The sequence below is a fragment of the Fictibacillus sp. B-59209 genome, from assembly GCF_036216745.1.
GTDB lineage: Bacteria > Bacillota > Bacilli > Bacillales > Fictibacillaceae > Fictibacillus_C > Fictibacillus_C marinisediminis.
The window spans coordinates 376162-402791 of sequence record NZ_JARMMC010000005.1 but is presented as its reverse complement, the minus strand read 5'-3'; the positions used below and the strand labels follow the sequence as shown (position 1 = coordinate 402791).

At 43.7% G+C, this 26630-nt stretch carries 25 protein-coding genes; 6 read left to right on the top strand and 19 right to left on the bottom strand.

Features of this window, described 5'->3' with window-relative positions; genetic code table 11:
- Positions 1-92: 92 nt before the first annotated feature.
- The 7 genes from pnpS to P4361_RS04395 all read right to left on the bottom strand — a co-directional run bounded on the left by pnpS (position 93) and on the right by P4361_RS04395 (position 7951).
- The gene (pnpS, locus tag P4361_RS04425) at positions 93-1832 is read right to left on the bottom strand and encodes a two-component system histidine kinase PnpS (protein WP_091003989.1); all 1740 of its coding nucleotides are present in this window, start codon (positions 1830-1832) and stop codon (positions 93-95) included.
- A complete protein-coding gene (locus P4361_RS04420) occupies positions 1832-2545 on the bottom strand; it encodes a response regulator transcription factor (protein ID WP_328088412.1) in 714 nt (237 codons plus the stop codon). The genes pnpS and P4361_RS04420 overlap by 1 nt, the downstream gene beginning before the upstream one ends.
- 629 nt (positions 2546-3174) lie before the next feature.
- Positions 3175-3651 (bottom strand): MaoC family dehydratase, encoded by a 477-nt coding sequence (locus tag P4361_RS04415; RefSeq protein ID WP_091003982.1) that lies wholly within the window; start codon positions 3649-3651, stop codon positions 3175-3177.
- 93 nt (positions 3652-3744) lie between these two features.
- Positions 3745-4686 carry a malate dehydrogenase gene (gene mdh, locus P4361_RS04410; RefSeq protein WP_053357591.1) on the bottom strand — a complete coding sequence of 314 codons (942 nt, stop codon included), beginning with the start codon at positions 4684-4686 and terminating at the stop codon, positions 3745-3747.
- Between the two features lie 134 nt (positions 4687-4820).
- The gene (icd, locus tag P4361_RS04405; RefSeq protein ID WP_328088411.1) at positions 4821-6089 is read right to left on the bottom strand and encodes an NADP-dependent isocitrate dehydrogenase; all 1269 of its coding nucleotides are present in this window, start codon (positions 6087-6089) and stop codon (positions 4821-4823) included.
- A gap of 98 nt (positions 6090-6187) precedes the next feature.
- Complete coding sequence (citZ, locus tag P4361_RS04400; RefSeq protein ID WP_328088410.1) at positions 6188-7303, bottom strand: citrate synthase; 1116 nt, start codon at positions 7301-7303, stop codon at positions 6188-6190.
- 189 nt (positions 7304-7492) lie between these two features.
- Positions 7493-7951: a DUF441 domain-containing protein gene (locus P4361_RS04395; protein ID WP_062233879.1), complete on the bottom strand. Its 459-nt coding sequence runs from the start codon at positions 7949-7951 to the stop codon at positions 7493-7495.
- A 54-nt stretch (positions 7952-8005) separates the two neighbouring features.
- On the opposite strand from P4361_RS04395, the gene ytvI reads away from it, so the two are divergent.
- On the top strand, positions 8006-9118 hold the full coding sequence (gene ytvI, locus P4361_RS04390; RefSeq protein WP_053357587.1) for a sporulation integral membrane protein YtvI: 1113 nt from the start codon (positions 8006-8008) through the stop codon (positions 9116-9118).
- Between the two features lie 217 nt (positions 9119-9335).
- Here the strand turns inward: ytvI and P4361_RS04385 are convergent, their stop codons facing one another.
- The 8 genes from P4361_RS04385 to P4361_RS04350 form a co-directional block, all read right to left on the bottom strand.
- Positions 9336-9731 carry an FxsA family protein gene (locus P4361_RS04385; protein WP_053357586.1) on the bottom strand — a complete coding sequence of 132 codons (396 nt, stop codon included), beginning with the start codon at positions 9729-9731 and terminating at the stop codon, positions 9336-9338.
- A 106-nt stretch (positions 9732-9837) separates the two neighbouring features.
- Entirely contained in the window at positions 9838-11589 is a 1752-nt protein-coding gene (gene pyk / locus P4361_RS04380) for a pyruvate kinase (RefSeq protein WP_328088409.1), read from the bottom strand.
- A 49-nt stretch (positions 11590-11638) separates the two neighbouring features.
- Positions 11639-12598, bottom strand: coding sequence for a 6-phosphofructokinase (gene pfkA / locus P4361_RS04375; RefSeq protein ID WP_328088408.1), 960 nt, complete (start codon positions 12596-12598; stop codon positions 11639-11641).
- 116 nt (positions 12599-12714) lie between these two features.
- Entirely contained in the window at positions 12715-13692 is a 978-nt protein-coding gene (locus P4361_RS04370) for an acetyl-CoA carboxylase carboxyltransferase subunit alpha (RefSeq protein ID WP_053357583.1), read from the bottom strand.
- Positions 13693-13694: 2 nt separating this feature from the next.
- A complete protein-coding gene (accD, locus tag P4361_RS04365; RefSeq protein WP_328088407.1) occupies positions 13695-14549 on the bottom strand; it encodes an acetyl-CoA carboxylase, carboxyltransferase subunit beta in 855 nt (284 codons plus the stop codon).
- A 30-nt stretch (positions 14550-14579) separates the two neighbouring features.
- Positions 14580-15209, bottom strand: coding sequence for a FadR/GntR family transcriptional regulator (locus P4361_RS04360; RefSeq protein WP_091003971.1), 630 nt, complete (start codon positions 15207-15209; stop codon positions 14580-14582).
- 25 nt (positions 15210-15234) lie between these two features.
- A complete protein-coding gene (locus P4361_RS04355; RefSeq protein ID WP_053357580.1) occupies positions 15235-16473 on the bottom strand; it encodes an NAD(P)-dependent malic enzyme in 1239 nt (412 codons plus the stop codon).
- Positions 16474-16642: 169 nt separating this feature from the next.
- The gene (locus P4361_RS04350) at positions 16643-20035 is read right to left on the bottom strand and encodes a DNA polymerase III subunit alpha (RefSeq protein WP_328088406.1); all 3393 of its coding nucleotides are present in this window, start codon (positions 20033-20035) and stop codon (positions 16643-16645) included.
- A gap of 118 nt (positions 20036-20153) precedes the next feature.
- On the opposite strand from P4361_RS04350, the gene P4361_RS04345 reads away from it, so the two are divergent.
- From P4361_RS04345 to P4361_RS04335, 3 genes are all read left to right on the top strand, one after another.
- Positions 20154-20483 carry a YtrH family sporulation protein gene (locus tag P4361_RS04345; RefSeq protein WP_053357578.1) on the top strand — a complete coding sequence of 110 codons (330 nt, stop codon included), beginning with the start codon at positions 20154-20156 and terminating at the stop codon, positions 20481-20483.
- Between the two features lies 1 nt (position 20484).
- Entirely contained in the window at positions 20485-20988 is a 504-nt protein-coding gene (gene ytrI, locus P4361_RS04340; RefSeq protein ID WP_328088405.1) for a sporulation membrane protein YtrI, read from the top strand.
- Positions 20989-21112: 124 nt separating this feature from the next.
- Positions 21113-21295: a hypothetical protein gene (locus P4361_RS04335; RefSeq protein WP_053357576.1), complete on the top strand. Its 183-nt coding sequence runs from the start codon at positions 21113-21115 to the stop codon at positions 21293-21295.
- 39 nt (positions 21296-21334) lie between these two features.
- Here P4361_RS04335 and P4361_RS04330 read toward each other — a convergent pair whose 3' ends face one another.
- Positions 21335-22285, bottom strand: a complete 951-nt coding sequence (locus P4361_RS04330) for a bifunctional oligoribonuclease/PAP phosphatase NrnA (protein ID WP_328088404.1) — start codon at positions 22283-22285, stop codon at positions 21335-21337.
- Positions 22286-22381: 96 nt separating this feature from the next.
- Between P4361_RS04330 and P4361_RS04325 the strand changes: the two genes are divergently transcribed.
- Entirely contained in the window at positions 22382-22690 is a 309-nt protein-coding gene (locus P4361_RS04325) for a YtpI family protein (RefSeq protein ID WP_053357574.1), read from the top strand.
- Positions 22691-22814: 124 nt separating this feature from the next.
- Here P4361_RS04325 and P4361_RS04320 read toward each other — a convergent pair whose 3' ends face one another.
- From P4361_RS04320 to P4361_RS04310, 3 genes are all read right to left on the bottom strand, one after another.
- Entirely contained in the window at positions 22815-24131 is a 1317-nt protein-coding gene (locus P4361_RS04320; protein WP_328088403.1) for a CBS domain-containing protein, read from the bottom strand.
- An 85-nt stretch (positions 24132-24216) separates the two neighbouring features.
- Positions 24217-24471 carry a hypothetical protein gene (locus tag P4361_RS04315; protein WP_328088402.1) on the bottom strand — a complete coding sequence of 85 codons (255 nt, stop codon included), beginning with the start codon at positions 24469-24471 and terminating at the stop codon, positions 24217-24219.
- Between the two features lie 60 nt (positions 24472-24531).
- Positions 24532-25209 (bottom strand): metal-dependent hydrolase, encoded by a 678-nt coding sequence (locus tag P4361_RS04310; protein ID WP_328088401.1) that lies wholly within the window; start codon positions 25207-25209, stop codon positions 24532-24534.
- Between the two features lie 205 nt (positions 25210-25414).
- On the opposite strand from P4361_RS04310, the gene P4361_RS04305 reads away from it, so the two are divergent.
- Positions 25415-26515, top strand: a complete 1101-nt coding sequence (locus P4361_RS04305) for a Xaa-Pro peptidase family protein (protein WP_328088443.1) — start codon at positions 25415-25417, stop codon at positions 26513-26515.
- The last annotated feature ends 115 nt before the right edge of the window (positions 26516-26630 follow it).

Here is a 26630-nt window from a genome sequence, read left to right as displayed (position 1 = left end):
GATTCTCTTAAAGGGGGTACTGAAAAAGGATACTTAAAGCATAACGATAAACTGTTAAGCTGGCACGAATGCAGTGTTAATAGTTTGTAAATTCAATCATTAAATTCTTTTTTGAAAACAAGCGTGAATGTCGAACCTTCTCCCGGCTTGCTTTTCACATGGATACGGCCCCTGTGGGCTTCTACCAAGTGCTTGACGATCGCAAGGCCAAGCCCCGTACCGCCAGAGTTCCTGCTTCTCGCTTTATCCACTCTGTAGAATCGTTCGAAAATACGCGAGACTTCCTCTTTATGGATACCAATACCGGTGTCGGATACACTGAAAGTTACTTTTTCACTGCTTTCCTTCAGGCGGATCGTAATCCTTCCGCCTTTTGGAGTGTAGTTTAAGCTATTGTTTATAAGGTTGATGAAAACCTGCTTTAATCTCGGTGAATCACCTTCAATCATGGTGTTCCCTTCTGCAGAATACTTGATCGTTATCTCTTTTTCCTGCGCTTTTGTTTCAAGCATGACGATCACTTCTTCTACGATCGTCGACAGGCTGACTTTTTGCAGGTTCAAAGAAAATCCTTGTTCCACCTTAGAGAGATCAAGCAGATCTTGAATGAGGTGCTGCAGCCTGTCGCTCTCATTCCACATGATTGTAAGAAATTTTTTGCGGATTTCCGGATTGCCGTCCGCTCCATCCAGCAGCGTTTCAGCAAAACCTTTCAAAGAAGTGACCGGTGTTTTCAATTCATGGGATACGTTGGCAACAAAATCCTTTCTCATCTGTTCAAGTTTTTTCAATTCCGTAATGTCATGAAAAACGAGAACAATGCCGCGGAGCTTCCCGAGACTGTTGAGGACCGGTGCGCTGTAAACATCAAAGTTCTTTCTCTCAATATGAATAGGAAGCACGACTTGTTTCCGTATGTTGGTTTCCATAATAAATGTATCTTCAACGATTTCTTTAATTTCTTTATATGGAAAGACTTCATGAAACAAGTGGCTCGTCCAGGAGTCGGTGTACTCTTTAAAAATTTCCTTAAAGGCACGGTTAACAATCGTGATGTAGCCATCAGAATCGATGAGAATGAGACCGCTGCCCATGTTCTCGATCAGTGTCTTCAGACGGTCCTGCTGCGATTCATAGGACTTTGTCATCTTCTCAAGGTTTCTTGCAAGCACATTTAAAGAAAAGTTCAGTTCACCGACATCTCCCTTATATTCATAAGTTCTTGCCTTAAAATTCCCTCTCGCCAGCTCCTTCGCTGTGCTCGTTGCCTCTTCTACTGGTTTAACAATCCGATTCAGCACACGGATTGAGACAAAGAGTATGATGACCAGGCTGATGAGAAAACCAAGAGACATGGCAAGCCAAATGGATCTCTCCGTGCTGTTGGCTGTCTTTTCAGGAATAACTAGCTGGACATACCCTTCAAGTGAACCGGATGTTTGATTTTTAACCGGCAGTGTATAAACGAGACGGTCCATATCTTTCGTTGAAACCAGTGAACTGCCTTTATATTCGTCCAGTCCATTTAAAGGCTGATCAGGAACAGCTTCTTTCTCACTTTTTGATTGCGCCAAAACTTTGCCTTTGGGAGATAAATAGAGAAGTTTTCCACCTAAATCTTTTTCAGCCCGATCCAACTGCTTTTCCAAGAGGCCAGTATCCTTATTAACAGCAGCAAGGGAAACAAGCTGGAGCTCACTTTGGTAAGATTGCAGACGCTTTTCCTTTACGTTATAATGCACCAGACCTCCGACAATTAGAGCAAGCAGGATAAAAACAAGCATAATTCCAACCAGGAAAAAAGAGAGTACCCGGTTTTTAAAATCTGGCATTATTGCGGAACCTCAAGCTTATAGCCCATTCCCCTGATGGTTTTAATATAGACCGGTTTTCTTGTATTCTCTTCTATTTTTTCCCGCAGGTGGCTGATATGCACATCAACAATCCTTGTGTCGCCGACAAAATCATAATTCCATACAGCAGACAGAAGCTGTTCCCTGGTGAGTACCCTGTTTTTATTCTTTGAGAGGTACACCAGCAGTTCAAACTCTTTCGGAGTCAATTCAAGTGCTGTCCCTTTATAAAAAGCTTCATAGTTCTCGGGATAAACTTCTACTTCTCCAATCGTCAGCTTTTCCGATTCCTCTGCTTCTTGAGCAGGTTCCTCAATAGCCGCCTGCTTGGTACGCCGAAGGATGGCTTTCACCCGGGCAACCACTTCACGGGGACTAAACGGCTTTGTCATATAATCATCTGCTCCTAATTCCAATCCTAACACCTTATCAAATTCATCGTCTTTTGCAGTCAGCATGAGTATGGGAATAAAAAGCTGCTTTTGTCTCAAGTTTTTACAAACCTCGAGACCATCCATTTCAGGCAGCATAAGATCAAGAACCATTAAATCCGGTTTTTCCATTTCAGCCAATTCAAGGCCCTTTCGTCCATCCATTGCGGTGATCACTTCAAAACCAGCTTGTTCTAAATTAAATTGCAATAATGTTGAGATCGATAATTCGTCCTCGACTACCATGATTTTCTGGCTCATCTTTTCCCACCCTTTTTTAGTTACGTTTCACCTTATTCATTACAATCATACTATTTTTTTCTTCCAAGCACAAAAGGGTCAGATTAAAGATTTCGTAAAGTTTGTAAATTTTTAAAAAGAAAAGCTGAAGCGCCCAAAGACGAAATGTGTTTATATTTCGTCCTTCGAGGACCTAAGATGAAATAAGACTCATATTTCATCATTTAAGACAAAAATAGAATTCAATTTTCATCCTCGGGCGCTAAAGCTAGACACTGCTTCTATGCCAACAAAATCTTATACTTTCCTTCAATAAAAAAGGCTGTTTTCGTAACCTTTGTTGCTCTTAGGAGTAGTTGATTTCCGTTTCAGGATGCTCGCTTTCCGCGGGGCGCGCGGTGAGCCTTTACCGGCGCCAGCGCCTACTTTCTCGGCGCTTAGCGCTTGTGGGTCTCACCTGTCCCGCTTCTCCCGCAGGACAAGGAAGGCTTCGGCAGCGTTATATCGCACGAAGAAAATGTGAAATTCATTTTCGAGGAGTCTCTGCACCTTGCACTACAATCAACTTGTCAATGAAGACTCTTTACAAAAATGACCCAAAAGCAACAATCTTTTAGAAAAGAGCCATAAAAAAAGACCGGCTGCCCGGTCTAGAAGTTGTCCAACGTGTTGGAGGTTATGGATTTCGGCTGATATGGAGGGCATATTTCAAGATCCCCTTCCATTACCAGCTCGCTTTTTTCATTTTTCCCCTCAACCCTCATCTTGATGGAATGAGCTTCCTGGTCAATGTCTGTCACCTGAAACAAAAAATGAACTTTGCCGTAATGATAAACAGGTTTTGGAAAAGATAAAGATTGTTTTTTAATGCTGCTTCCTGGTCCAGGTAAATACTTGGACACCGCAGCTGTTACCATGCCAATAAGCATAACCTGCGGAACAATTGGTTTTTTAAATGGCGTCATGGATGCATAATCATGTTGAATGAATAAAGGGTTGTTGTCATTGGTGAGTCCGAGGTACAAAAGCAAATCCTTATCTTCAATCGTTTCGGAAAGTTCGAGTTTTTCCCCTGTTTGGATCTCTTCTATTTTTCTGCCCAGTTTACGCTTTTTTCCTAACAACATACAAGACCACCCCTCATTAAGCCCTAAGTAAACGCTTACATTTGTGAAGTGATAAAAAGATCCGGAAAAACCCGAACCTTTTTACCTAATGATTTATGCTAATACGTTCATTACGCTTTTCACAGATTCTGCAGAACGGTCTAGCGCTGCTTTTTCATCTGCTGATAATTCAAGCTCAATGATTTCTTCAAGGCCGTTTCCGCCTACGATTGTAGGAACGCCAAGGCAAATTCCATCATAGCCGTATTCGCCTTCGAGGTAAGCGATAGTCGGAAGAACACGTCTTTGGTCTTTCAATACCGCTTCTACCATTTCAACCAATGAAGCAGCAGGAGCGTAATAAGCGCTTCCGTTTCCAAGAAGGTTTACGATTTCTCCTCCGCCTTTGCGAGTACGTTCAACAATCGCATCCAAACGTTCTTGTGGAATTAATTTTTCTAATGGAATTCCGCCTGCATAAGAGTAGCGTACGAGCGGCACCATGTCGTCCCCGTGTCCGCCAAGAACAAAACCGGTAATATCTTTTACAGAGAGGTTCAATTCTTGAGAGATGAACGTACGGAAACGAGCAGAATCAAGGATACCGGATTGGCCGATTACACGGCTTTTCGGGAAACCGGATTCTTTAAGAACTGTGTAAGTCATCGCATCAACCGGGTTAGTTAGAACGATGATTACAGTGTTCGGAGAATATTTCACGATTTCCTGTGTAACGCTTTTCATGACTTTTGCATTTGTGTTCACAAGATCATCACGGCTCATACCTGGTTTACGTGCAATTCCTGCAGTGATAACTACTACATCGGAATCTTTTGTATCTTCATAGTTGGAAGTACCAATGATGTTCGCATCGAATCCTTGTACAGGGCTTGCTTCAAGCATGTCCAACGCTTTTCCTTTAGTAGGATTTTCTGCTTGAGGAATGTCAACAAGCACTACATCCCCAAGTTCTTTTTGTGCTGCGATAAATGCTGTTGTTGCTCCTGTAAAACCTGCACCAATGACTGAAATCTTTTTGCGTGTGTTCACTGCCATAAAGAATCCCTCCAAATTATCCTGGTTCTATTTAGAAATGCGCAAGCGCTCCTTTTTTGGTTTGACAAGCGCTGGAGCTAGACTTGACTTCCTTGATTTAAACAGTGGCCCCGGCGAGCCGGGGCCATCTTTTATTACATGTTGCTGATGAGTTCGTCGGCAAACTCAGAACATTTCACTTCTGTAGCGCCGTCCATCAAACGAGCGAAATCATAAGTGACTACTTTGCCGGCAATCGCTTTTTCCATAGCATTTGTAATGAGTTTAGCTGCTTCTTGCCATCCAAGGTGTTCAAGCATTAATACACCTGAAAGGATAACAGAAGAAGGGTTAACTTTATCCAAGCCCGCATATTTAGGAGCTGTACCATGTGTAGCTTCAAAGATCGCATGTCCAGTTTCATAGTTGATGTTTGCTCCAGGAGCAATTCCGATTCCGCCTACTTGTGCAGCAAGTGCATCAGAAATGTAGTCTCCGTTAAGGTTCATTGTCGCTACAACATCGAACTCTGCAGGACGAGTAAGGATCTGTTGAAGGAAGATATCAGCAATAGAATCTTTTACGATAATTTTGCCAGCAGCTTCTGCATCAGCTTGTGCTTTATTCGCAGCATCTTTTCCTTGATCTTCAACAATACGGTCATATTGAGCCCAAGTGAATACTTTATCGCCGAATTCTTGTTCAGCAAGCTCGTAGCCCCAGTTTTTGAAAGCACCTTCTGTAAATTTCATGATGTTTCCTTTGTGGACAAGTGTTAAGCTCTTGCGTCCTTCGCTGATTGCATACTGAAGGGCAGCACGAACAAGACGTTTTGTCCCTTCAGAAGAAACCGGCTTAATTCCGATACCTGAAGTTTCAGGGAAACGGATTTTCTTTACTCCCATTTCTTCCTGAAGGAAAGAGATAACCTTCTTCACTTCATCAGAACCGCTCGCATATTCAATTCCAGCATAGATATCTTCTGTATTTTCACGGAAGATGACCATGTCTGTGTCTTCCGGACGCTTAACAGGTGAAGGTACACCTTGGAAATAACGAACCGGGCGAAGACAAGTGAATAAGTCCAGCTCCTGGCGAAGCGCCACGTTTAATGAACGGATACCTCCGCCAACCGGCGTTGTAAGAGGTCCTTTAATTGCGATTATGTAATCGCGGATCACATCAAGTGTTTCTGACGGAAGCCATTCACCAGTTTCGTTGAATGCCTTTTCTCCGGCAAGAACTTCTTTCCAGACGATTTTCTTTTCACCGTTGTATGCTTTGTCTACTGCTGCTTCAAGAACACGTGATGCTGCCGCCCAAATATCAGGGCCAGTCCCATCTCCCTCAATAAAAGGAATAATTGGCTGGTTAGGTACGTTTAATACCCCGTTATCTACTGTAATACGCTCTCCATTTGACATGTTGCTCGTCCTCCTATCTAAAATCTCTTACTTTTCTATCCTACTAAAATAACTTTCAAAAGAGAAGAGTAACCCCTCTTCTCTTTTCTTTCTAAGAATTAGCGTTCAGAAAGCGGTGTGTACTTTTGCATGGATGGTCCGGTATAATCTGCACGCGGACGAATCAGACGGTTATTCTCATATTGTTCCAGAATGTGGGCAATCCAGCCGGATACACGGCTCACCGCAAAAATCGGTGTGAAAATATCGTGAGGGATGCCTAGGCTGTGGTATACGCTTGCAGAATAGAAGTCTACATTCGGAAGAAGTCCTTTTTCTTCTTTCAGCAGCTCTTCTAATTTCACAGACATGTTATACCATTTTTCTTCACCTGTTGTTGTTGTCAGCTGTTTGCTCATTTCACGAAGATGTTTCGCGCGAGGGTCCCCGCTCTTATATACACGGTGCCCAAAGCCCATGATCTTTTGTTTGTTATCGATCGCATTTCTTAAGTAGCTTTCCACGTTCTCTTCACTTTTGATTTCGCTGAGCATTTTCATAACTTGCTCGTTTGCTCCTCCGTGAAGAGGTCCTTTTAGGGCACTGATTGCTGCAGTAACACCAGAATACATGTCAGATAATGTAGCGACCGCAACACGTGCTGTAAATGTTGAAGCATTTAGCTCATGGTCCGCATGAAGAACCAAAGCCTTGTTAAACGCTTCCACTGCAACTTCGTCTGGCTCATTGCCAGTAAGCATGTATAGGAAGTTTGCCGCGAGACCGAGATCCTTGCGCGGAGCAACCGGTTCTTTTCCTTCACGGATCCTTGCAAACGCTGTGACAACTGTTGAAATCTGCGCTTGAAGTTTTACCGCTTTTCTGTAATTTCCTTCGGTAGACATATCCTCAGCATCTTCATCATACATTCCAAGCATGGAAACCGCTGTACGAAGAATGGCCATTGGATGTACACCTTTTAAAGGAAGCGATTTCAAATGTTGGATTAAATCATCAGATACAGCGGCTTGCTCAGCAAGCTCTGCTTTGAATTGATCAAGTTCCTTTTCATTAGGAAGTTTTCCATTCCACAATAAATATACTACTTCCTCAAATGTTGCGTGGTCTGCCAAGTCATCAATACTGTACCCTCTGTATGTCAGTACATCATCAATGATTGAGCTGACAGATGAGGTTGTGGCTACTACACCTTCTAATCCTCTTGTTGCTGTCATGGTTATCTCTCCCTTTCTAAATTCTCTTTCTCCTTTAATAGAAAAGCACAAAACCAAAAAACTCTTATAAGTAAGAGCTTACATTTCTAGCATATAAAGAAATGTAGACTATTTAAAGGAATTGGAACATATAAGTCAATTATAAACAATAAACAGGGCTTTGTGAATGGAAATGGCTTTTTTCGTTGTTTACGCACTGAAAAATTCGACAACTTTCATTGCCATATACGCAATTCCTGCCCCGATTAATGGGCCTACAGCAACTCCGTTTAAGAAAGCTACAGCAAGAATGGTGCCGAAAACAAGAGCTGCTGTTATATGCGGATCATCTTGAAGAAGGGTGATCCCTTTTGATGCGATGATGGCTACAAAAATTCCTGAAAGCAAGGCAATCCACGCAAAGGAGGACTTCAAAGCTTCCTGAAGCTGCTTAAATCCGATGTCACCTGTAGCGATCGGAATCAAAACGGCAATCGTGATTATCGTAACGCCCCAATTGATGCCTTTCTGTTGAATCAGCGGAAAGACCTTATCTCCAATGCCTGTAAATTTAAGGACAAGCAGTACAGAGAGAGCAATAATCAGGGACTGATTTTTCGCTATGATTCCAATGGCCAGCAAGATGACCAAAAATAATGTTGACTGCATGATGGGTAGCCCTTCTTTCTATTTTGCTAGTGACCGGGAACGGATGGTGAAGATATGAACAATGAGTATTTGCACCGAATTCTGCGCTTCTTCCTCATAGTATGTTTATTTTCCATTGTCTTACTTGCCTGTTTTTTTCTTTCCAAAGTGACGTACCCTTTTATCCTTGGTGGAATCATCGCCATGTCGATCAATCCATTCGTTAATTTTTTAGAAGAAAAGGGTAAAATGCACCGGGGATTTGCCGTTTTTACAGCTCTTCTGCTTCTTATTGCAGCACTTGCAGGAGCGGTTTTGCTCCTGATGCGAGAAATTTTTTCAGGTTTCGCCTACTTGGCACATGTTCTTCCTGATTACAGTAAAACGCTGGTACAATACATGGAAATCTATTTCAAAAATAAAATCCTGCCGCTTTATAATGACATCAACCGCATGTTTAACAATCTCGACAACGGCCACCAGCAGACAATCATGAAAAATATCGATGAAGTCGGAACCCACATTACTACAACAGTCAGCAACCTGGCGCAGGATACCGTCAACCTGATATCTGCTGTTCTTGTCAGTCTTCCAAGCCTTGTTTCTGTGCTCGTATTTTCAATTCTCGCTGCTTTTTTTATTTGCAAAGACTGGTATCGTTTTTCCGGATATCTCCGAAAGATTTCTTCCGATAAGTGGATAGCGAGTACCCGGACCGTCTATATCGAGCTCCGCAAAGCACTGTTTGGTTTTGCAAAAGCTCAATTGACGCTCATATCCATTACAGCCTTTATCGTATTAATCGGCCTATTGCTTCTTCGGATAGAATATGCCATTACGATTGCTTTGTTAATTGGTGCGGTGGACCTGCTGCCCTATTTAGGAACAGGAGCGGTATTCATGCCCTGGATCGCCTATACTTTTGTTTCCGGCAATTACCCGTTAACTGTCGGGCTTTCCGTCCTCTATGGCGTGGTCATCATCCAGCGTCAGCTGACTGAACCAAAAATCCTTTCCTCGACCATAGGGCTCGATCCTCTTGCCACACTCATTGTTCTGTTTGTCGGGTTCCAATGGTTCGGATTCCTCGGCCTTCTGATTGGACCAGCCTTCCTTGTTATCATCCGTGCCCTGCACCAGGCTCAGTTCTTTCATGAAGTGTATTATTTTATTAAAGGGAAGAGCTGAAACGCCTGTTTCGGGTTGGTTGTTTACTATAAACGTGTTTTGGCGGATAAAAGAACGATTTTGGCGGGTGAATTTTTAATGTTGGAGGGTATTTCGGCGGGTAAACCTCTCATTTCCGCGCGTATTCAGATGACGCTCCAATTTAAACCCCAGCCAACACCTTGAATAAACTTATTTGTTCAAAAAACAAGAAGAGAGCCTCCGAATGGATGCTCTTTTATCGTTTCCAATAGAAATTATACTGTCCGGACTTAATTTTCCGCTGAAAATAACGCAATAGCTGAACTTTAGCTATTGAACGAGTCGGCGGAAAAAGCAGCAGGAAGCCGAAAATGTCAGAGATGAACCCTGGGGTGAACAAAAATACGCCTCCCGCAAGGATACAGATACCGTCAATCAGTACGGTGCCTGGCACCTGGCCGTTTTGCAGCTGGCTCTGTGCATTTCTGAGAGCGTTAAGCCCCTCTCTCTTGGCCAGCCATGCTCCTAAAAGGCCTGTGAAAATGATTAATGCTACGGTAGGAATCGGGCCAATCAGATTCCCTACCCACACCAATATTCCTATTTCAGCGGCGGGTATGATCAGCAGCAATACAAATAAGATCCTGAACATAAAGGTTGCTCCTTTTAGAAAGGTTTCCATTTTGAAAATCAACAATTTGGATTAACAAAGCCTAAGAAAAAAGAGAAGGATGGACTCCTTCTCTTTTTATTATAAATTATAGAACGTTTTTATGCCCGTCGTAGATATCGCCTTTAGAAGCGTCAACTGTAATTTCCTGTCCGTCTTTTAGAAGCTTTGTAGCGTCTTGAAGGCCGACAATAACTGGTTTGCCCAGGCTGATGCCGACTACTGCTGCATGGCTGGTCAAACCGCCTTCTTCAGTAATGATCGCCGCAGCTTTTTCTATTGCTGGCATCATTTCACGGTCTGTTCCGATGGTTACCAGGATGTCGCCTTCGTTAACGTTTGAAGCTTCTTCTGAATTTCGTGCAATAACAACCTTACCAGTTGCAGATTGCTGTCCGATGCCTTGTCCCTTAGCAAGTACATCACCGATAACGTGAACTTTCATAAGGTTGGTTGAACCTGTTTTGCCTACAGGAACTCCAGCCGTAATTACGACTATGTTTCCATGTGCAACCAGGTTGCTTTCAAGTGAAGAATCGATTGCAATCTGGAACATTTCATCCGTAGTATTGGCTTTCTTCCCTTTAACAGGGTGTACCCCCCATACGAGTGATAGCTTTCTCATTACATCTTCATGGCTTGTCACCGCGATAAGAGGTGCCTTAGGGCGGTATTTAGAGATCATGCGTGCTGTCATTCCGCGTTCAGTCGCAGTGATTACCGCATCTGCTTCAAGATTTAAAGCTGTAAAGGAAACCGATTGAGAAATGGCATCGGTGATCGTTGTTTTGCTTTCCTTGCTGCGCTGAGATAGGATGTTTCGATAATCTAATGCAGATTCTGCACGTTTAGCAATCTTATGCATCGTTTGAACCGCTTCAACAGGATACGTTCCTGCAGCTGTTTCACCAGAAAGCATGATCGCATCTGTACCGTCAAAGATTGCATTAGCCACATCACTTGCTTCTGCACGTGTCGGACGAGGGTTGCGTTGCATGGAATCAAGCATTTGGGTTGCTGTGATGACAGGTTTCCCTAGTTCATTACATTTTTTGATCAGCATTTTTTGTACAAGAGGCACTTCCTCAGCAGGAATCTCCACGCCTAAGTCACCGCGGGCAACCATCAAGCCGTCAGATACTGCCAGAATCTCATCAATATTTTCGACACCTTCTTGGTTTTCGATCTTAGGGATGATTTGAATGCTTTGTGCATTGTTTTTTTCAAGGATCTCACGGATCTCTAGAACATCTGTTGCACGGCGTACAAAGGAAGCAGCGATGAAATCAATTCCCTGCTCGATACCAAACTCAATGTCCTTAGCGTCCTTTTCTGTAATACCCGGAAGCTTCACGCTTACGTTTGGAACGTTTACGCCTTTTTTATTTTTTAAAGTTCCGCTGTTCAAAATCTTTGTCGTGATTTCTTTGGAACCAACGTGTGTAACTTCAAGCTCAATCAAGCCATCGTCAAGCAGGATTTTAGAGCCGACATGAACATCATCAACAAGTCCCGGGTAGGTTACAGAAATCTTCTGGCTTGTCCCCATTACTTCTTCCATAGAAATAACAAGCTCTTCACCTGACTGAAGTTCCGCAACTCCGCCTTCAAGTGTTTGTGTACGGATTTCCGGGCCTTTTGTATCTAAAAGAATCGCAACAGTCTTACCAAGCTTGGCAGACGCTTCTCTAATATTTTTGATACGCGCCCCATGTTCTTCAAAATCTCCGTGGGAAAAGTTTAGACGAGCTACATTCATACCTGTTTCAATGAGCTGTGTTAACTTCTCCACACTTTCACTTGCAGGTCCGATCGTACAGACTATTTTTGTTTTACGCATGGGTCTTCCTCCTGTATTTTGCACTTCATAAAACATGCATTTAGTTAAATTAGATAGATAGTTCTTGAGACAGACGATACATGCCTTGGTCGATCTGGTGTTTGCTTGCCAATACTTCTGTAATGTCATGATCTACCAAAACATTTTTTTGCACACCAACTGTTCGCCCGGCTTTGCCTTCGAGCAGCAATTCAACAGCTCTGGCGCCCAGACGGCTTGCAAGCACGCGGTCAAATGCCGTAGGAGATCCTCCGCGCTGGATGTGCCCCAACACCGTAACCCGTGTCTCAAGGTTTGTTTTTTCTTCGATCTGCTTGCCGATCTCAACGCCGCTGCACACACCTTCAGCCACAATGATAATACTGTGCTTCTTGCCACGTTCAATTCCAAGTTTCAATCGATTGATAATCTGTTCCATTTCATGCTTTTCTTCAGGTATAAGAATGGATTCTGCGCCATCGGCAAGACCAGCCCATAAAGCAAGGTCCCCCGCGTCACGCCCCATAACTTCAATAACATAGGTTCTGTCATGAGAAGTTGCAGTATCACGAATTTTATCAATCGCTTCAATGATCGTGTTTAAAGCAGTATCAAATCCAATGGTAAAGTCGGTGCCCGGAATATCGTTGTCAATCGTACCAGGAAGTCCAATCGTAGGAAAACCGTGTTCAGTGAGTTTCCTCGCCCCTTGGAACGATCCGTCTCCGCCGATCACGACAAGGCCTTCAATACCATATTTTTTTAGCTGTTCAATCCCTTTAGCTTGTCCTTCATGTGTTTTGAACTCTTCACATCGTGCGGTACGAAGCATCGTGCCTCCTCTGTGAATGATATCCCCAACAGAACCAACCTCAAGCTTTGTAATGTTACCAGCGATTAATCCTGCATAACCATTGTATATGCCATAAACTTCAAGATCATGAAAAATCCCCTTACGAACTACAGCACGAATGGCAGCGTTCATACCTGGTGAATCTCCTCCACTTGTAAGAACCCCAATTCGCTTCATCTAATTTCCACCTCTCAAGTATTCTCATCTTATTAAAATATCATGTTCAAAACTTCAGCACAATAGACAACAAAAGACAAAAAATGCGCTCTCTCACTAGGGAGAGAGCACATTCCTTATTTCATTGCAATGGAACCGTTTACAAACGTAAATTGTCCCATTTTTTTGTATTTTTCATATCGCTGTTCAACAAGCTCTTCTTCTGACATTTTTTGGAGGTCGGAGAGTGATTGCTGTAAAACAGCATCGATACGCCTTGCCTGTTCAGCGGAATCATGATGGGCGCCGCCTTTAACTTCTTCGATCACTTCGTCGATTACACCAAGTTTCTTTAGATCAGGAGCTGTAATTTTCATAGACTCTGCAGCCAATTTTGCTTTTGTAGAATCTTTCCAAAGGATTGAAGCGGCTCCTTCAGGAGAAATAACGGAGTACCAGGAGTTTTCCAGCATATGAACATGATTCCCTACTCCAAGGGCTAAGGCCCCGCCGCTGGCTCCTTCACCGATGATGATGCAGATGATCGGTACAGTAAGCCCTGCCATCTCTATAAGGTTCCTTGCGATCGCTTCGCTCTGTCCTCTTTCTTCAGCTGACTTCCCGGGAAATGCTCCTTTCGTATCAAGAAGGCAAATGACCGGGCGGGAAAACTTTTCAGCCTGTTTCATCAATCGAAGAGCTTTGCGGTAACCTTCCGGATGCGGCATCCCAAAGTTTCTTCTGATGTTTTCTTTCGTATCTCTTCCGCGCTGCTGTCCGATCACCGTTACCGGCTGGCCATGGAACATTCCGATACCGCCGACAATGGCTTCATCTTCACCAAACAGACGGTCCCCATGAAGCTCAATAAAGTCTGTAAACAGGGAAGGGATGTAGTCTAGTGTTGTTGGACGCTCAGGATGGCGGGCAACTAGTACACGGTCCCATGGAGTCATATTCTCATACGTATCATTTTGAAGAGCGCTCAGCCTCTCTTCCAAAGAGCTGATTTCATCAGTTAAATCGATGCCTTTTTCCTGCATGAATGACTTTAACTCAGCGATTTTCTTTTTAAGCTCTGTGATAGGACGTTCGAATTCTAATTCTCCGACCATGTCTATTCCCCCCTTCCTGAATGGATTTTTAATACTGTAGTCAATGTATCTTTCATTTCGTCTCTTGGAATAACTTTATCGAGCTGTCCATGCTTAAGCAAGAACTCTGATGTCTGGAAATCTTCTGGCAAATCTTCGCGAATGGTCTGTTCGATGACCCTGCGGCCGGCAAAACCGATCAATGCCTTAGGCTCTGCAAAATTATAATCTCCAACCGATGCAAAGCTTGCGGAAACGCCGCCGGTAGTCGGATGCGTCATGATCGATATAAATAACAGTCCCCGGTCGCTCAGCTTTTTAAGTGCCACACTTGTTTTGGCCATCTGCATTAAGCTAAGAATTCCTTCCTGCATCCTGGCTCCTCCGGAGGCAGTGAAAATGAGAAATGGAATCTCTTTTTCAATGGCTTGTTCGATCGCTCGTGTAATTTTTTCTCCAACGACCGATCCCATGCTGCCCATCCTGAAGCGTGAATCCATGACAGCGATAACGGCCGGATAGCTGTTTATCGTGCCGTCACCTGTAACAACAGCTTCGTTTATCTTTGTTTTTTTTCTGTCACTGTCTAATTTTTCAAGATAACCCGGAAATTCAAGCGGGTTTACTGAGACCATATCCTGATCGTATTCTGTAAAGCTGCCTTCATCTACAAGGCTTCCAATTCTCTCATAAGAGGACATCGGATAATGATAGTTGCAGGATTGGCATACGAGCAGATTCTTTTTCAGCTCTTTTGTGTACATAATGTGTTTGCATTCAGGACACATGGTCATGAGTCCCTCAGGCACATCCTGTTTCATTTTTTCGGTTGGAATTGTGGCATATTTCTTCTTCTTGGCGAAAAAATCCTTTAACAAAATAACACCACCTATACTATAAACTTAATGTCACAATTCACTAGACATTAGCTGAATGACTTTCTTGCTGTCCCCGTTTATTAAATGCTCCACAATCTGTGAGCATTCCCCTGAGTCAAGAAGAAATGTATTCCCATGCAGCGATGAACCATAACCGGACAATTCAATCCAGAGCCTGTAAAGCAAATGATTATCGCATAATTTAATCACAGTATCCTTAAATTGATAAGAAAGCTGCTGAAGTTGATCGGGATGATCCACTTCGTTTATTTGGTGAAGCAAATCATTCAGGCTTTCAACATCTGCATCATTGATTCGTTGTACAGCAAGTTCTATACAATCACGGATGATAATCGATTTTGTTTCTAAGAGATCCTGCTTCGCTTTTTTGTCGTGCAAAATAAACGAAGCAAGAACCTCTACAAGCCGGTGGCCTGTAGCGGGCTTTATGAACGTGCCCTCTCCCCTTCTCGTTTCAATCAGTCCAAGAAGCTCCAGAGACCTTAAAGCTTCTCTTACGGAAGACCGTCCAACATGCAGACGGTCTGTGAGTTCACGTTCTGACGGCAGCTTGTCACCGGCCTGAAGGTTATCTTCTTCAATAATCGTTTTAATCTTCTTTATGATCTCAACATAGACTTTTTCAGATGTGCCTGACAACTGTCCAGCCTCCCCTGAGAACCTTTTATTCTTTTCCAATCAATGAAAGCTGCATCGTTTTTTCAGCAATTTTCTCAGGATCTACTTTAATCCGTGCAACTCCTGTTTCCATAGCTGCTTTGGCAACGGCTGCTGCAACAGCAGGCGCAACACGCGGATCGAATGGAGCCGGAATCACATAGTCCGGATTTAATTCACTTTCGGCAACAAGATTAGCAATCGCGTTAACTGCGGCAATCTTCATTTCTTCGTTAATGTGCGTTGCTCTTACGTCAAGAGCACCCCGGAAAATCCCTGGAAAGGCTAGCACGTTATTAACCTGGTTAGGAAAATCGGAACGACCTGTACCAATTACCATCGCGCCTGCTGCTCTGGCGTTCTGCGGCATAATTTCCGGATTCGGATTAGCCATCGCAAAAATGATCGGGTTCTCATTCATGGAACGGATCATCTCTTCAGTCAGTGCTCCCTCAACGGATACTCCGACGAATAGATCGGTTCCGTCAATAACCTCTTTAAGTGAACCTTCTTTTTTGGAACGATTAGTAAACTTGGCCACTTCGCTTTTTACACTGTTCATTCCAAAAGGACGGCCTTCGTAGATCGCACCTTTAGTATCACACATCACGATGTCTTTTACACCGAAACGGTCCAGCAGCTTAATGATAGCGATACCTGCAGCTCCGGCGCCGTTAACGACAACTTTAATCTCTGACATCGAACGATTAGAGAGTTTAAGAGCGTTAACGAGACCTGCCAATGTAACGATCGCTGTACCATGCTGATCATCATGGAAGATCGGAATATTGGTCTCTTTTTTCAGACGTTCTTCCACAAGAAAGCAGTTAGGGGCCGCGATATCTTCCAGGTTTACACCGCCGAATGTAGGCTCAAGAAGCTTTACGGTCTCAACAATTTTATCCACATCTGTTGTGTTCAGACAAATCGGAAACGCATCTACGCCCGCAAAGCTTTTGAAAAGAACTGCTTTTCCTTCCATGACCGGCAATGCTGCTTCCGGACCGATATTTCCCAGTCCGAGAACAGCTGTACCATCAGAAACTACAGCAACAGTATTGCCCTTCATCGTATATTCATAGACCTTGGACTTGTCATCATAGATATCTTTGCACGGCTCTGCCACTCCCGGAGAGTAAGCAAGACTCAAATCCTTTGCATTTCTGACAGGAACTTTAGGAGTAGATTCCAGCTTTCCTTTGTTCACTCTGTGCATATGCAGGGCTTCTTCTCGTAAAATAGACATCATTTCATCTCCTAATTTTATTAAGTTAAGTAATATCAAATGGTTTGGTGAAGCAATGTCCTTAATCGGCAATGTGTGCTTATATCCATCATAAAACAATCTAATTGGTGGTCAGACCACCATTCATTGACTTATTTATTATAACAGATGCATGCAGGCTGTAAAGACATTACTTCCCTTTTAAAACCACGTTTTCAGCCCCAATAAGCTCTTTAATTTTCGAGAGAAGCTCTGTGGTGGGGGCAATCAATTGGGATAGCTTTACGCTTTTGCGGTCCTGTTCATAATACAGAATGACTTCGGCATTTCCATGGCTGGAACGCAGAAGATCCTTGAGATGATTCAAGCGGGTAGAAGACGGATTCTCTTGTATTTTTAAATACAGCACTTGCTGTTGTTCTTGAACTTCTTCCCGTTCATTGAGGGAGGAGAGCAGTCCCGCTTTATTAAGCAGTACCTGCCTTGCTCCTTCCTTCTCCTCAAGAGTACCTTCAACTAGCAGAAATTCACCTTTCTGCAAAAGGTCGTGATAGGCTTTGTAAACCTTAGGAAAGGCGACAAATTCTATTTCTCCAGACTCATCGCTTCCCGATAAGAAAGCCATCAGTTCGCCTTTTTTCGTCTTAATGGTTCTTGCTTTGGTCACCATGATGCCTAAACGTACTGCGGATTTGGCACTTTGCCTTAGCGCCTGCCCGATCGAAACGGCACTGAATCTGCCAAGGACAGGCTGATATTTTTTCAGAGGATGGCCGGATAGATAAAACCCGAGCGCCTCTTGTTCAAACTTCAAGCGTTCTGTCTCTTGAAAAGGAGGAACTTCCACATATTCCGGCTTCCTGATGCTGTCCTGTTCTTCAAACAGCTGAAATTGATTTTCTTCACGATAAGCCTGCACTTTATCTCCATACTCTATCGCCCGGTCCAAAGAGGCGAGAAGACAAGCTCTATCCTGTCCAAAATCGTCAAGCGCTCCCGCGAAGATCAACGATTCGAGCGTGCGCTTGTTTACAGCCTTGGCAGGAGAAAAGGCACAAACATCGAACAAATCGTGAAACGGATGCTGTTCCCTTGCGGCAATAACATGTTTAATTGCTTGATAACCGGCGTTTTTTATGCACAACAGACCAAATCTAACACAATCTCCTTCAACAGTAAAATGGAGAAAACTGCTAATAATCGAAGGAGGCTTTACCGTGATGTTTTTCTCTGCACATTCTTTAATGTATTGTTCAATTTTTTCAGGATTGCCGGTGACGCTTGATAATAGAGCGGCCATAAAGTAGAGCGGGTAATTGGATTTTAGATAAGCAAGCTGGTAGGCGATGACACTGTATGCTGCAGCGTGGCTTCTATTAAACCCGTAATCCGCAAACCGGACGATTAAGTCATAGAGGCCGTTCGCGGTATGCTCATCATGTCCTTTTGTTAGACAGCCCCGCACAAAGTGCTCCCGTTCCCGATCAAGTACATCCCGCTTTTTTTTACTTACCGCTCGCCTCAGAAGGTCAGCTTCACCAAGAGAGAAACCTGCCATTTCCGAAGCAATTTTCATGATCTGTTCTTGATAAACGATAACTCCGTAAGTGGGTTTCAGGATCGGTTCAAGATCGGGATGGCGGTACTCCACACTGCGCTGTTTATGTTTTCCGGCAATATAATCCGGGATGTTCTGCATCGGACCCGGCCTGTAAAGCGCATTTACTGCCACGATGTCTTCAAATTCTGTCGGCTTTAATTGCTGAAGCACCCTTCTCATCCCGTCTGATTCCAGCTGAAAAATGCCAGTCGTATCTCCTTTGCTCAGCATTTCAAATGTAGATGAATCATTAAAAGGAATTTCGCTAAGATTGATCTTCCTTCCTGTTCCTTTCTGTACCAGCGAGCATATTTCTTCCAGCAAGGTAAGATTTCTCAGTCCAAGAAAATCCATCTTCAGCAGTCCGATCTCTTCAAGCCATTCCATGCTGAATTGAGTCAGAGGAATTCCTTCATTTCCAGCCTGCAGAGGAGTGTATTCGGTTAACGGCCGGCCGCTGATAATAACGCCCGCCGCATGGGTGGAAGCATGACGGGGCAGCCCTTCGAGCGTGCCTGCAACTTCAAGGAGTTTTTGGACCTGCGGTGATTCTTTTATCAGCTTCTGCAGTCCGAATGATTCCTCTGCTGCCCTTGACAGGGTCATCCCTGGACGAGAAGGAATCTGCCTGGATACCGAATCCACCAAGTTTCCCGGCAAATTAAGCACTCTTGCTGTATCACGGATCGCTGCTTTTGCCGCGAGTGTCCCAAACGTAATAATCTGTGCTACACGCTCATTCCCATACTTTTCTTTTACATATTGAAGCACTTCATCTCTTCTGATGTCCGGAAAATCAATATCGATATCGGGCATCGTGACCCTTTCAGGATTTAAAAACCGTTCAAACAGGAGATCATGCTTAATCGGGTCAACGTCCGTAATACGCAATACATAAGCTACGAGCGACCCTGCTGCTGATCCCCGCCCCGGACCGGTTATCATTCCTGATTCATGGGCAAATTTCATAAAATCCCAGACGATTAAAAAGTAATCATCGAACTTCATCTTATGGATAATGTCCAGTTCATAATTGAGCCGTTGAAGTACCTTTTCATTTGTTTCACCGTATCGTACTGCTGCACCCTGCAGACAAAGCTCTCTCAAATATACTGAAGAATCAGTGCCTTCAGGAAGTGGAAACTCGGGAATCAGCTGCTGGCCGAACGCCAATTCCACATTACAGTCGGCAGCAATCTTCGCGGTTGCGTCAATGGCACCAGCCAGATGATTAAACCGCCGTTGCATTTCCTCAGAAGAGATCAAATAGAACTCCTCTGTCGGCAGAACTTCCCGCTCTGGTTCATTGAGCTTCTGCCCGTTCTTGATGCAGAGCAGCACTTCGTGTGATTCGGCTTCTTCTGGATGAATGTAGTATGTTTCATGGGTGGCTGCGAGAAGAATATTTTCTTCTTTCGAAAAATGTTCAATCTCAAAATTTATATTTTTTTCTTTTCCTGTTCCATGGTCCTCTACCCCTAGATAAAAATGAGGGCCAAACCAATTCCGGTATAGCCGGCAAGCCTCTTTCGCCCTGTCTTCTTCTCCCCTTGCGATAAACTGCTGAATTTCCCCTTCTGCTCCGGAAGAAATGGCCAGAAGCCCGCCATTATGGCCCTTCAGCACGTCTTTTTGCAATGTGGGCACCGCAGACGTTTCTTGCATGAGTTTCGTGCTGATCTTCAATAAGTTCTGATATCCTTCATTATTTCTGGCGTAAAGCAGGAGCTTGCCGATCTCCGGTTTTTGCCGTTTGTCAAACACTGGGCTGAGCAGGAGATTTACCTCAAGCCCAATAATCGGTTTGATGCCCTGCTTCATACATTCTCTATAAAAAGGGATAACCCCGTACATGTTCAGCTTATCCGTGATGGCAAGAGCACGGAATCCAAGTTCCTTTGCCCGATGAATAAGCGGCTTCAGCCGGCAGGAACTTTCAAGCAAACTGTATTCTGTATGTATATGCAACGGAACAAATGTCATTGCACCACTTCCTAACATCTCATTTAATTCTTATTATAATACATCATCCTAACGTATAGAAAACATGCATATTCCCTTCAGCGTGTCCATAAAAATAATACAAAAGGGAGGATGGCGTATGAGGGATTTTCTGTCCACGATCATTATTACTTTTTTTATTGCATTCGGCGTCATTCTTGGAGGAGCCATCATCGGCGGCCTTGCTTCTTTTCTTGTTGGAAAAGCCCCCTTGATGGAAACAGTCGACCTGGCCAAAAAGCTGAAGATCTGGGCAATTGTTGCTGCAATGGGCGGTACGTTTGATACCATAACAAACTTTGAGCGCAGTTTTTTAAACGGTGCTACCTATGAAATTGTGAAACAGCTGGTCATCATTTTCATCGCGATGGCAGGTGCCAACACAGCGATGCTGCTGCTGCAATGGCTGACTCAGGAGAATTTGAACTAACATGAGAATTCCTCCTTATTTCAACCGAAAAGGCTATCAGCGTTTCTTTTCAGGAATAATGCTGGGATTCATTATCGGATGGCTCTTTTTCTTAATGCAGTACGGTATGACTGTCGAACATTACGTCAGCACGATAAAGGAACAATCCCATCATATCGCTGATCTTAAAGAGCAGATCGCCCAGTGGAAGAGCACCTATGAAAAAAGCAACGAAGACAATGAAAAAAAGCTGCGCGTACAAAAAATAAAAGTATTCGTCACCAACAATCAAACACTTAAACTTTCACAATTAACGATTTACGAGATCTCTGAATCTGTGCAGGATCAGCTTGAAAACCTGCTTGGAGAAGATATTGAATCCATTTATAAAACGCGGATGCTCCTCTATAAGGCGATTGAAAACAAGAACTATGAAGTTGATGGCGAAAAATACAAAGTTGTCGTCGATCAGTTATTTTTATACACAACCGTGGATGTTCATGTGAAAATCATACCCGAAGGATGAACCGGCATGTCCTGAAAATAATCCAGTTTTACTGTTTTGTGACAATTCAAACAATCTGATAGCATTTTTATGCAGGATTGTTTAAAATATAAGAAAAGAAAGCAAGACAGAGGGGGTATTTTGCTTGATTATTAATCGTAAAGAAATCGCGCGTGAGCAGGTCAAAAAAATACAGAACGGTTTTTCTGCCTTTGCCGAAACAAAAGAAGTAGCCGAACTCATAAAAAAAGAACTGATGAAGCTGAATATTCCCGTTCATGAAGATGTGACGGATATCGGTTCATGGTTCATCCCGGAAAAATCCTAAACAAGAAGACCCTGACTAGCAGGGTCTTTTTGTTTGCTTTCATTTTGCAGATTGATAATCTTTGCATAGCTTTACCAGGTCTTGGACCAGCCGTTTTGATTCTTCTTCACTGTAGATGGTAGCACCTGATGCTCTCGGATGCCCTCCCCCGTTATAACGCATCGCAAGCGTATTGATCACTGGCCCTTTAGAGCGAAGCCGTGCTCTGATCTGTCCGGGCTCGTCAACGAAAAACACCCACGCCAGCATTCCTTCCACATTGGCAAACGCGTTGACAAGCAAAGAAGCTTCACTGACCGTAACGCCATACTCTTTTAAAATCTCCGCCGGCAGATGAATATACCCTGCGCATCCATCAATAATTTTAAAGTTCTGCAGAACATAACCATTCAGCCTTGCCGTATTCTCATGAACTTTATAAAGATTTTCAAATATCTCCTGAGGATTGATCCCTTTCTTTACGAGTTCTCCTGCTGCATAATAGGTTTTCACAGTCGTATTGCTGTATAAAAATCGGCCGGTATCACTTACAATTCCCGCGTACAGCAAACGTGCAGCATCCTTGGTTAAAACCAGTCCTTTTTCCTTCCCATGTTCGTACCATTCATAAATCATCTCGCTCACGGAACTGGCCCCCGTATCGACCCATATCTCATCGCCGTATGGATCTTCATTCGGATGATGATCGATCTTAATCAGTTTCTCTCCCAGTTTAAACCGTTCATCACTGATTCGTGGTGAATTTGCTGTATCACAGACAATGACCAGCGCACCCTTATAGGTCTCATCTGTAATCTCATCCATTTTCACGAGAAAGGTTAGTGAAGGATCTTCCTCACCAGTTAGATAAATTTCTTTTTTCGGAAAGCTTGCTTTGATGATCTCGGCAAGTCCTCCCTGTGAACCAAGTGCATCCGGATCTGGCCGTATATGCCGGTGTATAATGATTTTATCGTAAGCTTTAATCATTTCCAGTATCTTGTCTTTCATCGAATATCTCTCCCTTTTCTTTCCTAAGCTTCTGGCAATTCTTTTCTTCAACGATTACAATGGAATAGGATTACTAACATGGAGGTCAGAAGAAATATGCCGTTATTTGTAATTTTAATTGTGGTTTCTCTTTCATTTTACATCTTTTATAAAGTAAAAGAAGTCCGATCTAAAGCTTCCTATGAAAAAAGCTGGATTGGTTCTAAAGCAAAAGTGGCACTGGGCGTATTCTTACTTTCATTCGGACTGAATGAATTCACGATGGTGGATGACAAAATCCAGCTTTGGATCGCTATCGTTTTTTCAGTGTACGGCTTGTTTATGATGGTTGCCGGATATAAAATGTACAAGCATTTTCTTCCCCTGGCCATTGAGGAAGCAGAGAATTCCCGTTCGGTTCAATGAATAAAAAAAGGGTGACTCAAGTGAATACAAGCTTGAGCCATCCTTTTTTTGAATTTAAGACAAAGAAGTAGTGTCCAGCTTCAGCGCTTGCCGGACCAAAACATGAACGCTTGCGCTTTTCTTATTATGACCGGTGACCGATCAATTGTGCCAGGAGCAGCGCCTTGCCAACGACCGCTCCATCATGATAGAGCTCAACATCCACTTTTCCAAACTTTCTGCTGACCTCAAGTACCCGCGGAACAATCTCAATCATACTTTCCATCTGCACAGGTTTGATAAAATAGAACGTTAGATTCTCGACGACAATGTCGCCTTTTTTTATCTTTCTCAGTGCCCGGCTTGCCCCTTCAATAACCAGTGTTGTCATAACGCCGTAGGATACCGTCCCCAGGTAATTCGTCATCTGCGGAGTCACTTCGAATTTATACCTTGGGCCTTGTCCATCTTTAACCTCTGAGATGGAAGCGGTGATCAGATCGTCAAAGGTTTCACCGACCTGAGGCTGCTTTTGAATCATTTGCAAAGATTTCAGGACATCTTGCCGTGTCAAAATCCCAAGCAGTTTTTGGCTGTTATTAACTACAGGTAAAAGCTCGATCCCTTCCCAGATCATAATGTGAGCGCAGGAAGCTACCGAAGTCTTATGGTTCACTGTGATCGGTGAACGGGTCATGACCTTGTCAACTGGCGTATACCTGTCCATTCCAATAATATCCTTTGACGTAACAATGCCGACTACCTTCATCTGACTGTCAATGACAGGGTACCGGCTATGCTTGGTTTCATGATTCAGCTCATACCACTTTTCTATGTCATCTGCGGTGGTCAGTAAATGGGTGTTCTCAGCCGGTATCAAAATATCGGAAGCCAAAACGATTTCCTTTTTGATCAATTGGTCATAGATGGCTCTGTTGATCATGGTTGCTACTGTAAATGAATCATAGCTCGTTGAAATGACAGGAAGCTTAAGTGAATCAGCAAGCCTTTTCACCTCTTCTGTCGTGTCAAACCCACCCGTGATCAGTACAGCTGCACCGGCGTTCAGTGCCAGCTCATGGACTTTCTCCCGGTTCCCGACAATCAGAAGGCTGCCCGGGTCGACATATTTCATCATGGCATCGAGCTTCATCGCACCGATGACAAATTTGTTCAGTGTTTTATGTAATCCTTCCCTGCCGCCAAGCACTTGGCCGTCCACAATATTAACAACCTCGGCAAAGGTCAGTTTTTCAATGTTCTCTTTTAACTTCCGCTCAATCCGTATCGTCCCCACTCGTTCAATCGTGCTGACGACTCCCTGATTCTCAGCTTCCTTGATCGCCCGGTAAGCTGTACCTTCACTGACAGATAAGGCTTTTGCTATCTGCCGGACCGAGATTTTGGAACCGATCTCAAGAGACTCAATATATTCAATAATTTGCTCATGTTTGGTAGCCACGTTTTTCCACCGTTCCTTTGGCTTCTGTTTTATCTGTTCTACTAAGATTGATTAATACAGATTATACAGACATTAAAACAGAAACTCAATAATTCTTAAGGCGGGTTTCCCTAGAATCCTCATTATATTCACTCTTGCGCTGTTTTGGATCTTCCGATAATTCCCCCAGTGCCATCCAAAAACCTTTCGTCTGTGCTATAAAAGCAATGCAAGCAAATGTGAGCCAAATGACAGAAAATACAAAAGAAGGACTGCCGGACTTTGAAAAATGCAGGTGGGGTATTCCATATACAAGAAGCGCCAACAGACATAAAGCTTTTAACGTACGGTTACTGGCCATAATAAAAACCTCCTTATCTCAGCTTATGCATCATGACAAGGAGGCAGACTAAACATACAGCTATCTTTCGATGGATTCACCCGGTTTCAGAACTTTACCTTCCACTTTTAAAGAAGATACAAACTGATCCGCATCCTGCTCAATGAGTGGGAACGTATTATAATGAATCGGCACCGTAAGCTTGGCGTTCACCCATTCAGCAGCCGTGGCAGCGTCTTCCGGCCCCATCGTAAAATTGTCACCGATCGGCAAAAACGCCACATCAACATTATTTCTCTCACCAATCAGCTTCATATCCGAAAATAAAGCTGTATCACCTGCATGATAGATGGTCTTTCCTTCAGCAGTAAATAGGATACCTGCAGGCATCCCGGTGTATACGACCGTGCCGTCTTCTTCCGTAAAGCTGGAGCCGTGGAAAGCCTGGGTCCATTTCACATGGCCCCACTCAAATTGATGGCCGCCTCCGATGTGCATCGGATGGACGGTCAGCCCCTTGGTTCCAAAATATTCAGCCAGTTCAAATGGGGCAACAATTAGACTGTTATTCTTTCTTGCGATTTCTTCCGCATCGCCTGCATGGTCATTGTGTCCATGTGTCAGCAGGATGACATCCGGCTTTACATCCTCAATATCCACCACAGCAGTATCATTGCCTTTAATAAAAGGATCAATCCAGATGGAATGTTTTTCGGTCTGGATCTCTACCGCAGATTGTCCGTGAAAAGTCAGCTTCATGTTCAACATCTCCTTTTACTTTCTCATTTCTACAATTCGAAATAGTACCTTCATTTCCTTCTCATTTCCGTTTTTTCTGCTTCTTAAACGCCGCTTTTCTTGAGGGGCTTCGTTTACATCCCATATCCATAGTGATACATTGAAAGTATAGGATATCTCCACCGTTACCAATATAATCCGTCATACATAAGAAAGGAAGATAAAGATCATGCAAAAAATTGAAGCACTCTCAACTTGGCTGAAAGAACAAAATATTCAAGGGGCTTTTGTTACGTCAACGGCCAATGTTTACTATTTGTCCGGTTTTCGGTGTTTTCCACATGAGCGCCTTCTAGGAGTTTTTGTTTTCCAGGATAAAGAACCAATTCTTGTCTGTCCCGGAATGGAAGAGCTGCAGGCAAGAGACGCCGGATGGAAGCACGAGATTATTGGTTTCTCAGATACTGACAACCCTTGGGAGATGCTTTCTGAACGCATCAATGACCGAGGCATTACTTCAGTGGATTCCATCGCCGTTGAAAAAGAACACCTTTCTTATCATCGCGGCATGCAGCTGTTGAACCTGTTCCCCAATGCATCCCTCGTTTCAGTGGAGCATGAACTGAACGCCATGCGGCTGATCAAAAGCGAGGACGAAATCTCTATTCTTCGTGAAGCAGCCCGTCTTGCTGATTTTGGAGTAGAAACGGGCATTGCTGCTATCGGAAAAGGCGTTACTGAACTTGAACTCGTTGCTACCGTGGAATACGCACTTAAGAAAAAGGGAGCAGCAGAAATGTCGTTTTCAACCACCATTCTGGCAGGGGAAAAATCGGCCATGCCTCACGGAAACCCTGGAATGAAAGAGATCCAGCCCGGAGATTTTGTCTTGTTTGATCTTGGTGTAGTCGTGGACGGATATTGTTCAGATATTACAAGAACAGTCGCTTATCAGTCTGTTTCTGAAAAGCAAAAAGAAATTTATGAAATCGTTAAGAAAGCACAGCAGGCATCTCTTGATCTCAGTAAACCAGGCACCCGTGTCGGAGATCTCGACCTGACCGCAAGAAAAGTGATTGAAGATGCCGGCTATGGCCAATATTTCCCGCATCGCATCGGCCACGGCCTTGGTCTTGATGTTCATGAGCATCCTTCCATGAACGAAAAAAATAACGATAAGCTGACCAAAGGCATGGTCTACACGATCGAACCAGGGATTTACCTCCCAGAAGTTGGCGGCGTCCGAATTGAAGATGATGTGTATATCACTGAAAACGGCCATGAGTGCCTCACTCAGTTTACGAAAGAACTGGTAATCGTTAAATAAGAACAGACATAAAACGGGGCTGTCCAGAAAGTCGAANNCCGCCGGTGCTTGCACCAAGAAGCTCACCGCACGCCCCGCGGAAAGCGAGCAGCCTGGAACGGAAATCAACAGCTTA

What these genes read in the sequence shown, in the direction of transcription:
- pnpS (WP_091003989.1), bottom strand. Translation starts at nt 1,832, where the DNA reads ATGCCAGATTTTAAAAACCGGGTACTCTCTTTTTTCCTGGTTGGAATT.
- ytvI (WP_053357587.1), top strand. Translation starts at nt 8,006, where the DNA reads ATGAACAATGAGTATTTGCACCGAATTCTGCGCTTCTTCCTCATAGTA.
- P4361_RS04350 (WP_328088406.1), bottom strand. Translation starts at nt 20,035, where the DNA reads ATGACATTTGTTCCGTTGCATATACATACAGAATACAGTTTGCTTGAA.
- P4361_RS04315 (WP_328088402.1), bottom strand. Translation starts at nt 24,471, where the DNA reads ATGGCCAGTAACCGTACGTTAAAAGCTTTATGTCTGTTGGCGCTTCTT.
- P4361_RS04345 (WP_053357578.1), top strand. Translation starts at nt 20,154, where the DNA reads ATGAGGGATTTTCTGTCCACGATCATTATTACTTTTTTTATTGCATTC.
- P4361_RS04370 (WP_053357583.1), bottom strand. Translation starts at nt 13,692, where the DNA reads ATGGTCGGAGAATTAGAATTCGAACGTCCTATCACAGAGCTTAAAAAG.
- P4361_RS04310 (WP_328088401.1), bottom strand. Translation starts at nt 25,209, where the DNA reads ATGAAGCTGACTTTTCACGGACAATCTGCGGTAGAGATCCAGACCGAA.
- mdh (WP_053357591.1), bottom strand. Translation starts at nt 4,686, where the DNA reads ATGGCAGTGAACACACGCAAAAAGATTTCAGTCATTGGTGCAGGTTTT.
- icd (WP_328088411.1), bottom strand. Translation starts at nt 6,089, where the DNA reads ATGTCAAATGGAGAGCGTATTACAGTAGATAACGGGGTATTAAACGTA.
- P4361_RS04415 (WP_091003982.1), bottom strand. Translation starts at nt 3,651, where the DNA reads ATGTTGTTAGGAAAAAAGCGTAAACTGGGCAGAAAAATAGAAGAGATC.
- P4361_RS04420 (WP_328088412.1), bottom strand. Translation starts at nt 2,545, where the DNA reads ATGAGCCAGAAAATCATGGTAGTCGAGGACGAATTATCGATCTCAACA.
- pfkA (WP_328088408.1), bottom strand. Translation starts at nt 12,598, where the DNA reads ATGAAGCGAATTGGGGTTCTTACAAGTGGAGGAGATTCACCAGGTATG.
- citZ (WP_328088410.1), bottom strand. Translation starts at nt 7,303, where the DNA reads ATGACAGCAACAAGAGGATTAGAAGGTGTAGTAGCCACAACCTCATCT.
- ytrI (WP_328088405.1), top strand. Translation starts at nt 20,485, where the DNA reads ATGAGAATTCCTCCTTATTTCAACCGAAAAGGCTATCAGCGTTTCTTT.
- P4361_RS04385 (WP_053357586.1), bottom strand. Translation starts at nt 9,731, where the DNA reads ATGTTCAGGATCTTATTTGTATTGCTGCTGATCATACCCGCCGCTGAA.
- pyk (WP_328088409.1), bottom strand. Translation starts at nt 11,589, where the DNA reads ATGCGTAAAACAAAAATAGTCTGTACGATCGGACCTGCAAGTGAAAGT.
- P4361_RS04325 (WP_053357574.1), top strand. Translation starts at nt 22,382, where the DNA reads ATGCCGTTATTTGTAATTTTAATTGTGGTTTCTCTTTCATTTTACATC.
- P4361_RS04355 (WP_053357580.1), bottom strand. Translation starts at nt 16,473, where the DNA reads ATGTCTATTTTACGAGAAGAAGCCCTGCATATGCACAGAGTGAACAAA.
- P4361_RS04330 (WP_328088404.1), bottom strand. Translation starts at nt 22,285, where the DNA reads ATGAAAGACAAGATACTGGAAATGATTAAAGCTTACGATAAAATCATT.
- P4361_RS04395 (WP_062233879.1), bottom strand. Translation starts at nt 7,951, where the DNA reads ATGCAGTCAACATTATTTTTGGTCATCTTGCTGGCCATTGGAATCATA.